Annotated in this window: 7 protein-coding genes; all 7 read left to right on the top strand. The window is 59.3% G+C overall.

The features are described 5' to 3' along the window. Positions 1 to 202 precede the first annotated feature (202 nt). The 7 genes from tcyJ (at position 203) to F8N49_RS22815 (ending at position 7732) form a co-directional block, all read left to right on the top strand. Positions 203 to 1003, top strand: a complete 801-nt coding sequence (tcyJ, locus tag F8N49_RS22845) for a cystine ABC transporter substrate-binding protein (protein WP_122747916.1) — start codon at positions 203 to 205, stop codon at positions 1001 to 1003. Beyond that, on the top strand, positions 1003 to 1668 hold the full coding sequence (gene tcyL / locus F8N49_RS22840) for a cystine ABC transporter permease (protein ID WP_016772200.1): 666 nt from the start codon (positions 1003 to 1005) through the stop codon (positions 1666 to 1668). The genes tcyJ and tcyL overlap by 1 nt, the downstream gene beginning before the upstream one ends. A 4-nt stretch (positions 1669 to 1672) precedes the next feature. Further along, the gene (tcyN, locus tag F8N49_RS22835; protein ID WP_071174057.1) at positions 1673 to 2422 is read left to right on the top strand and encodes an L-cystine ABC transporter ATP-binding protein TcyN; all 750 of its coding nucleotides are present in this window, start codon (positions 1673 to 1675) and stop codon (positions 2420 to 2422) included. A gap of 462 nt (positions 2423 to 2884) precedes the next feature. After that, positions 2885 to 3649, top strand: a complete 765-nt coding sequence (locus F8N49_RS22830) for a hypothetical protein (protein WP_073471513.1) — start codon at positions 2885 to 2887, stop codon at positions 3647 to 3649. A gap of 262 nt (positions 3650 to 3911) precedes the next feature. Continuing rightward, positions 3912 to 5153, top strand: a complete 1242-nt coding sequence (locus tag F8N49_RS22825; protein WP_073471512.1) for an SfnB family sulfur acquisition oxidoreductase — start codon at positions 3912 to 3914, stop codon at positions 5151 to 5153. A 27-nt stretch (positions 5154 to 5180) separates the two neighbouring features. Continuing rightward, positions 5181 to 6374, top strand: a complete 1194-nt coding sequence (locus F8N49_RS22820) for an SfnB family sulfur acquisition oxidoreductase (protein ID WP_151552702.1) — start codon at positions 5181 to 5183, stop codon at positions 6372 to 6374. Beyond that, positions 6374 to 7732 (top strand): LLM class flavin-dependent oxidoreductase, encoded by a 1359-nt coding sequence (locus F8N49_RS22815; RefSeq protein WP_151552700.1) that lies wholly within the window; start codon positions 6374 to 6376, stop codon positions 7730 to 7732. The genes F8N49_RS22820 and F8N49_RS22815 overlap by 1 nt, the downstream gene beginning before the upstream one ends. Positions 7733 to 7787: the final 55 nt, after the last annotated feature.

The following is a 7787-nucleotide window of genomic DNA, read 5'->3' as shown; positions in this document are numbered from 1 at the left end:
CTGAACGGGCATATTCCAAAAAACTCTAAAAGAAAAATAATCTAGTCTTTTCAAGTCTAAAACAGACATCTTATAGTCTCGCCGCAGGCGAATTTCGGGCGAGACGCTTAAGCTGCTTTAAGGCAGGATAGCGCTGTCGTTCAAATCACCAATTTGCCTTCATTCCTTAAGCGTCTTCCATAAGAAAACACAGGGGCTTGTCATGAATTTTTCCACACTACGTCGCACTCTGCTGGTCGGTTCGCTGGGTCTGGCACTGAGCGCTGGCCTGATCGGTCAGGCAGTGGCCGGTGAGCAGTTGCAACAGATCAAGGACAAAGGCGTGCTCAACGTCGGCCTGGAAGGCACTTACCCACCGTTCAGCTACGTCGACGAGAACGGCAAGCTGTCCGGTTTCGAAGTCGAGCTGTCCGAAGCGCTGGCGCAAAAGCTCGGCGTCAAGGCCAAGATCCAGCCGACCAAATGGGATGGCATCCTCGCCGCACTGGAATCCAAGCGTCTGGATCTGGTGGTCAACCAAGTGACCATCTCCGACGAGCGCAAGAAGAAGTACGACTTCTCCGAACCGTATACCGTCTCTGGCATCCAGGCCCTCGTGCTGAAAAGCAAAGAGTCGGCGCTGAACATCAAGACTGCCGCTGACCTGTCCGGCAAGAAAGTCGGTGTCGGCCTGGGCACCAACTACGAGCAGTGGGTTCGCGCCAACGTGCCGGGTGCTGACGTGCGCACCTACGATGATGATCCGACCAAGTTCGCCGACCTCAACAACGGTCGTACCGATGCCATCCTGATCGACCGTCTGGCTGCCCTCGAATACGCCAAGAAAGCCCCGAAAACCGTGGCTGCCGGCGAGGCCTTCTCGCGTCAGGAATCCGGTATCGCCCTGCGCAAAGGCGAGCCTGAACTGCTGGCTGCGGTGAACAAGGCGCTCGACGAACTGCGTGCTGACGGCACTCTCGAGAAACTGTCGAAGAAATACTTCAACGCAGACGTCACTAAATAATGGAAGAGGCTTTCCAACTCGCGCTGGATTCCGCGCCCTTTCTGTTGAAGGGCGCGTACTACACGGTAGTCCTCAGCCTCGGCGGGATGTTCTTCGGTCTGCTGCTGGGCTTCGGCCTCGCGCTGATGCGCCTGTCGCGCTTCAAATCGGTCAGTTGGCTGGCCCGCATCTACGTGTCGTTCTTTCGCGGCACGCCGTTGCTGGTGCAGCTGTTCGTGATCTATTACGGCTTGCCGCAACTGGGCATGGAGCTTGATCCGCTGCCGGCAGCACTGATCGGTTTCTCGCTGAACATGGCCGCCTACGCCTGTGAAATCCTCCGTGCCGCGATCGGTTCGATCGAACGCGGTCAGTGGGAAGCTGCTGCGAGTATCGGCATGACCCGCGCGCAGACCCTGCGCCGGGCCATCCTGCCGCAAGCGATGCGCACGGCCTTGCCGCCGCTGGGCAACAGCTTCATTTCGCTGGTCAAGGACACGGCGCTGGCCGCGACCATTCAGGTGCCGGAGCTGTTCCGTCAGGCGCAGCTGATTACCGCCCGGACTTTCGAAGTCTTCACCATGTATCTTGCCGCCGCGCTGATCTACTGGATTCTGGCCACGGTGCTTTCGCACTTGCAGAACAAGTTGGAAGAGCGGGTCAATCGGCACGACCAGGAGTCCTGACGCGATGATTGTCGTGGAAAAACTGACCAAGCAATTCAAGGGTCAGGTCGTGCTCAACGGCATCGACCTTGAGGTAAAGGAAGGCGAAGTCGTCGCGATCATCGGCCCCAGTGGCTCGGGGAAAACGACGTTCCTGCGTTGCCTGAATTTCCTCGAAGAACCCACCAGCGGCCGGATCAAGGTCGGCGATATCGAAATCGATACCAGCCGCCCGCTGAACCAGCAGCAGAGTCTGGTGCGCAACCTGCGCCAGCACGTCGGCTTCGTGTTCCAGAACTTCAACCTGTTCCCCCACCGCACTGCTTTGGAAAACGTCATCGAAGGCCCGATCGTGGTCAAGAAGATGCCGCGCGACCAGGCAGTTGCTCTGGGTAAAAAGCTGCTGACCAAAGTGGGGCTTGCCGGCAAAGAGGACGCCTACCCGCGCCGTCTCTCCGGTGGCCAGCAACAGCGCGTGGCGATTGCCCGGGCGCTGGCGATGGAGCCGGAAGTGATTCTGTTCGACGAACCGACTTCAGCGCTCGACCCGGAACTGGTCGGTGAAGTGCTGGCGACCATTCGCGGTCTTGCCGAAGAAAATCGCACGATGGTGATTGTCACCCACGAAATGGGTTTTGCCCGTGACGTGGCCAATCGCGTGGTGTTTTTCGACAAGGGCGTAATTGTTGAACAGGGTGAAGCCAAGGCACTGTTTGCCGACCCGAAAGAAGAACGCACCAAACAGTTTCTCAGCAAGTTTCTGAATCACGCCTGACAACTTCCTCAGTAATACCCCTCCACTTCCACGGATGGAAGTTACCTCTCTCCCGGCACTTCAATCTTCTCTACATTTGTTACTTGCGAGCGCAGATATATATTGCGCAACGGTTACGCGCATCTTCGACTCGTCATATTTTCATACGTTTGCCTGCGAACAAACCCGCGCAAAACCCTGCGCAGTAGCCGTTTATCTGTAGCTGGATTCGCGCGCACCACTAGGCATATTGCCTAGGTGACGTAGGAGCTTTCTGATTAACTTGTAATTCACGCATTAACTAAGCCCCTCTATTGACACCCCTCTCCGCAGACTTTTATCTAGTCGGCAACCGGCGCCAATTAGTTCAAACAACTCGCACTAAAACCGAACAAATAGTTCTCGCTTTTATTGCCAGTTGATTCGCGTCTTTTTTGTTTTCCAGAAACGGATTTCGCTGCAAGACTTCAAGGAGAGAAACCGATGACCCGCACTTCGCACACCCCCGAACTTGCAGCGCCAACGCTGGCATGCGCACAAAAAACCGGCATCAACCAGGCGACAGCGGCCCATCTGCTGATCGATGTACCGCCCTACCGCGACATGGACGTTGGCGATCTGATCGAACTGTTCTGGAACAAATGCTATGTCGCGTCAAAAGTCCTCAGCGCGGCCGATGTGGGCGAGTCAGTGAGCCTGCGGGTGCCGGAGAGTTTCATCACCAATGGCACCGCGCGCATTCACTACCGCGTGATGCAGGTCGGCCAGGGTCCGGCACTGTCGGCGGCGACCCGGGTGCAGGTCAAACTCGATTGCCCCGGTGGTCAGCCCACTGGGCAGTGCGAAGACGAAAACCAGCAACTGGCACCAGTGATCATCCCCGAAGCGATTCGCCGTCAGGGCGTGAACCCCAGCCAGATCAAACGCGGCGTGCCGCTGACCATCGAGCCTTATCTGAACATGGCCGAAGACGACGCCATCACATTGCGCTGGGGTGATGTGCGCATGGATCTGGCGGCGCTCACTGCGGCCGATGTCGGGCTGCCGATTCAGGTCTGGGTGCCACCGGCGGTCATTGTCGAAGCGGGCGAAGACCTGCGGCTGGACGTGACCTACTGCATCCTCGACCGGGTCGGTAACAACTCGCGCTGGGCACCGCCGCGCACGTTGAAAATCGGTTGCGTGAATCCGTACGTAAAAGTCCCGTTGAAACCCGAATTAAAGGCCGCCGAATCACGTACCAAGTGAGACCTGCCCAAGGTGGGAGGTCAGTGACCTCTCACCTGAAAGTCGTTAACCAAGCCGAACATCCCCCTTCTATGCATATTCCTAAAAGTTAGTTTATTTAATTTTTATACACGCTTAGGGTATATGAACCGGACCACCGGACACTCTTTCAATCGTCGCACTTCGCGGCGTTTTTCATGAGATGTGAGGTAGGTATGGTCCGGAACACAATCACCCCAGTGCAGATCGCCAGGGCATTGCGTGCAGCCAGGGAGCGGCACTGATGTCCAGTCTTGCAGATGCCAACGTGCAGTCCGATCTGGACATCGCCCCGCTGTTGTTGCCCGCGCAAGTACTGCGCAACGACGCTCAAGCCGTCAAGGCCGCCCACGAGCTGGCGCAAGCCGCCCGTGTGCAGGCGGCCAAACGCGACCGTCAGCGCAAGCTGCCATGGTCGGAAATCGAACAGTTCACCCGCAGCGGTCTGGGCAGCATTGCCATCCCGCGCGAATACGGTGGCCCGCAGGTTTCCTTCGTCACATTGGCCGAAGTATTCGCGATCATTTCTGCCGCCGACCCGGCGCTCGGACAGATCCCGCAGAACCAGTTCGGCATCATCCATCTGCTGCTCGGCACCGCCACCCAAGCGCAGAAAAAGCAGCTGTTCCAGAGTGTTCTGGAAGGCTGGCGCATCGGCAATGCCGGCCCGGAACGCGGCACGAAAAATACCCTGGAACTGAAGGCGCGGATCACCGCTGACGGCGACGATTACGTAATCAACGGCCAGAAGTTCTACTCCACCGGCGCGCTGTTTGCGCATTGGGTCGCGGTGAAAGCGCTCAACGATGACGGCAAGCAAGTGCTGGCCTTCGTCCGTCGCGGCACGCCGGGGTTGCGCATCGTCGATGACTGGTCGGGCTTCGGTCAGCGCACCACCGCCAGCGGCACGATCCTGCTGAACAACGTGCGCGTCGAGTCGAGCCTGGTCATCGACAACTGGAAGATCAACGACAAGCCGAACACCCAGGGCGCAGTGTCGCAGCTGATTCAAGCAGCCATTGACGCCGGCATCGCCCGTGGCGCCATCGACGACGCAATCGACTTCGTCAAAACCCGCGCACGGCCATGGATCGACGCCAAGGTCGAGCGCGCCAGCGATGACCTCTACGTGATCGCCGATATCGGCAAACTGAAAATTGAACTGCACGCCGCCGAAGCGCTGCTGCGCAAGGCCGGCAAAGTGCTCGATGACGTCCACGCCGCGCCGCTGACTGCCGAATCGGCGGCACGCGCTTCGATCGCCGTGGCCGAAGCTAAAGTGCTGACCACCGAGATTTCGCTGCTGGCCAGCGAAAAGCTCTTCGAACTGGCCGGCAGCCGCGCGACCCTCGCCGAATTCAATCTCGACCGCCACTGGCGCAACGCCCGCGTGCACACCCTGCACGACCCGGTGCGCTGGAAATATCACGCGGTCGGCGCCTATCGCCTGAACGGCACTTTGCCGGCTCGCCATTCCTGGATCTGAGACGACCAGTCATCTGGAGAACCCCCTATGACGCTTTCCCATCACGTCGCGCTCATCACCAGCGATGAGCAAGCCCTGATCGTCGCCAGCGACCTGGCCGAAGATTTCAAACGCGACAGCGCCCTGCGCGACCGCGAACGCCGCCTGCCATTGGCCGAGCTGGAAGTGTTTTCCCGCTCCGGCCTGTGGGGCATCAGCGTGCCGAAAGAATATGGCGGCGCTGGCGTATCCAACGTCACCCTGGCTAAAGTCATCGCACTCATCGCTCAGGCCGACGGCTCGCTCGGGCAGATTCCGCAGAACCATTTCTACGCACTGGAAGTGCTGCGCGTGAATGGCAGCGATGAACAGAAAAAGCGCCTGTACGCCGAGGTCCTCGCCGGCCAGCGCTTTGGCAATGCCTTGGCAGAACTAGGCACCAAAACCGCTCACGACCGCGTCACCCGTCTCACCCGCGATGGTGATGGTTATCGCATCAACGGTCGCAAGTTCTACTCGACCGGGGCGATTTACGCGCAGCGCATTCCGACGTCGGTGGTCGATGAAAACGGCGTACAGCAACTGGCCTTCGTCCCGCGCGAGAGCAAGGGCCTGACGGTAATCGACGACTGGAGCGGCTTCGGCCAGCGCACCACCGGCAGCGGCTCGGTAGTGTTCGAAGATGTGTATGTAGCGGCGGAAGACGTGCTGCCGTTCCAGAGCGCTTTCGAGCGCCCGACCACGGTCGGCCCGCTGGCGCAGATTCTCCACGCCGCCATCGACACCGGCATCGCCCGCGCAGCTTTCGAAGATGCCTTGCATTTCGTGCGCAGCAAGACCCGTCCGTGGATCGATTCCGGCAACGACAAGGCCACCGAAGATCCGCTGACATTGAAGAGCTTCGGCCATTTGAGCATTCGGCTGCACGCCACCGAAGCCTTGCTCGAACGTGCCGGCGAAATCCTCGATGCCGCGCAAGCCGAAACCAACGCCGAAACCGTCGCCGCCGCATCGATCGCAGTCGCCGAAGCGCGGGCGATCAGCACGGAAATTTCCCTCGCCGCCGGCAGCACGCTGTTCGAACTGGCCGGCAGCCAGGCGACGCTGAATGAACACGGCCTCGACCGGCACTGGCGCAACGCGCGCGTGCACACCCTGCACGACCCGGTGCGCTGGAAATATCACGCCGTGGGCAATTACTACCTCAACGATGAAAACCCTCCGCTGCGAGGGACGATCTGATGAGCGCTGCGAAAAAGAAGATTCTGCTCAACGCGTTCAACATGAACTGCATCGGCCACATCAATCACGGCCTGTGGACGCATCCGCGCGACACCTCGACCCGCTACAACACGATCGAGTACTGGACCGAACTGGCGCAGTTGCTTGAGCGTGGATTGTTCGATGGCTTGTTCATCGCTGACATCGTCGGCGTCTACGACGTCTACCAGAACTCGGTCGACGTCACGCTGAAAGAGTCGATCCAGTTGCCGGTCAACGATCCGCTGCTGCTGGTTTCAGCGATGGCCGCCGTCACCAGAAACCTCGGCTTTGGCCTCACCGCCAATCTCACTTACGAGCCGCCGTATCTGTTCGCCCGACGCATGTCGACGCTCGATCATTTGAGTCGCGGCCGCGTTGGCTGGAACATCGTCACCGGTTACCTGGACAGCGCCGCCAAAGCCATGGGTCTCAACGAGCAGGTCGAACATGACCGCCGCTACGACCAGGCCGAAGAATATCTGCAGGTCTTGTACAAGCTCTGGGAAGGCAGCTGGGAAAACGGCGCGGTGCGCAACGACCGCGAGCAGCGCATCTACGCCAACCCGGACAAAGTGCACAAGGTCGAGCACCAGGGCGAGTTCTATCAGGTCGCGGGTTATCACCTCTGCGAGCCGTCACCGCAGCGCACGCCGGTGCTGTTTCAGGCCGGCAGCTCCGACCGCGGCTTGCTGTTTGCCGGGCGTCATGCCGAGTGCGTGTTCATCAGCGGCCAGAACAAACCATCGACCAAAGTGCAGGTCGACAAGGTCCGCGCCAGCGCCGTCGAAGCCGGGCGCAATCCTCAAGACATCAAGGTGTTCATGGGCCTCAATGTGATCGTTGGCGCCACCGAAGAAGCGGCGTGGGCCAAGCATGCCGAATACCTGAGCTATGCCAGCGCCGAGGCCGGCGTGGCGCACTTTTCCGCGTCCACCGGTATCGACTTTGCCCAGTACGAAATCGACGAACCGATCCAGTACGTGAAGAGCAATGCGATTCAGTCGGCGACGAAAAACCTGCAGAACAACGACTGGACCCGGCGCAAATTGCTCGACCAGCACGCCCTCGGTGGCCGCTACATCACCGTGGTCGGTTCGCCTGAAAAAGTCGCAGATGAGCTGGAGTCGTGGATCGCCGAAACCGGTCTGGACGGCTTCAACCTGACCCGCATCGTCACCCCGGAAAGCTATGTCGATTTCATCGAACTGGTGATTCCCGAGTTGCAGCGGCGCGGCTCGTACAAGACTGCGTATGACAGCGGGACCTTGCGCGAGAAATTGTTTCACGGTGAGGCGCAGTTGCCTGAGCAACATACCGGCTCTTCGTACCGACGCTAAAAGCATCGCTGGCAAGCCAGCTCCCACAAGGGTCTGCGGCACACACAAAACCTGT

The organism is Pseudomonas sp. GXM4 (assembly GCF_008923895.1).
In the GTDB taxonomy this organism is placed as follows: Bacteria; Pseudomonadota; Gammaproteobacteria; order Pseudomonadales; family Pseudomonadaceae; genus Aquipseudomonas; species Aquipseudomonas atacamensis.
This window is presented reverse-complemented; position numbering and strand designations above follow the sequence as displayed.

Excerpts from the sequence above, each read along its gene's own strand:
- tcyJ (WP_122747916.1), top strand. The coding sequence starts at position 203 with ATGAATTTTTCCACACTACGTCGCACTCTGCTGGTCGGTTCGCTGGGT.
- tcyL (WP_016772200.1), top strand. The coding sequence starts at position 1,003 with ATGGAAGAGGCTTTCCAACTCGCGCTGGATTCCGCGCCCTTTCTGTTG.
- tcyN (WP_071174057.1), top strand. The coding sequence starts at position 1,673 with ATGATTGTCGTGGAAAAACTGACCAAGCAATTCAAGGGTCAGGTCGTG.
- F8N49_RS22830 (WP_073471513.1), top strand. The coding sequence starts at position 2,885 with ATGACCCGCACTTCGCACACCCCCGAACTTGCAGCGCCAACGCTGGCA.
- F8N49_RS22825 (WP_073471512.1), top strand. The coding sequence starts at position 3,912 with ATGTCCAGTCTTGCAGATGCCAACGTGCAGTCCGATCTGGACATCGCC.
- F8N49_RS22820 (WP_151552702.1), top strand. The coding sequence starts at position 5,181 with ATGACGCTTTCCCATCACGTCGCGCTCATCACCAGCGATGAGCAAGCC.
- F8N49_RS22815 (WP_151552700.1), top strand. The coding sequence starts at position 6,374 with ATGAGCGCTGCGAAAAAGAAGATTCTGCTCAACGCGTTCAACATGAAC.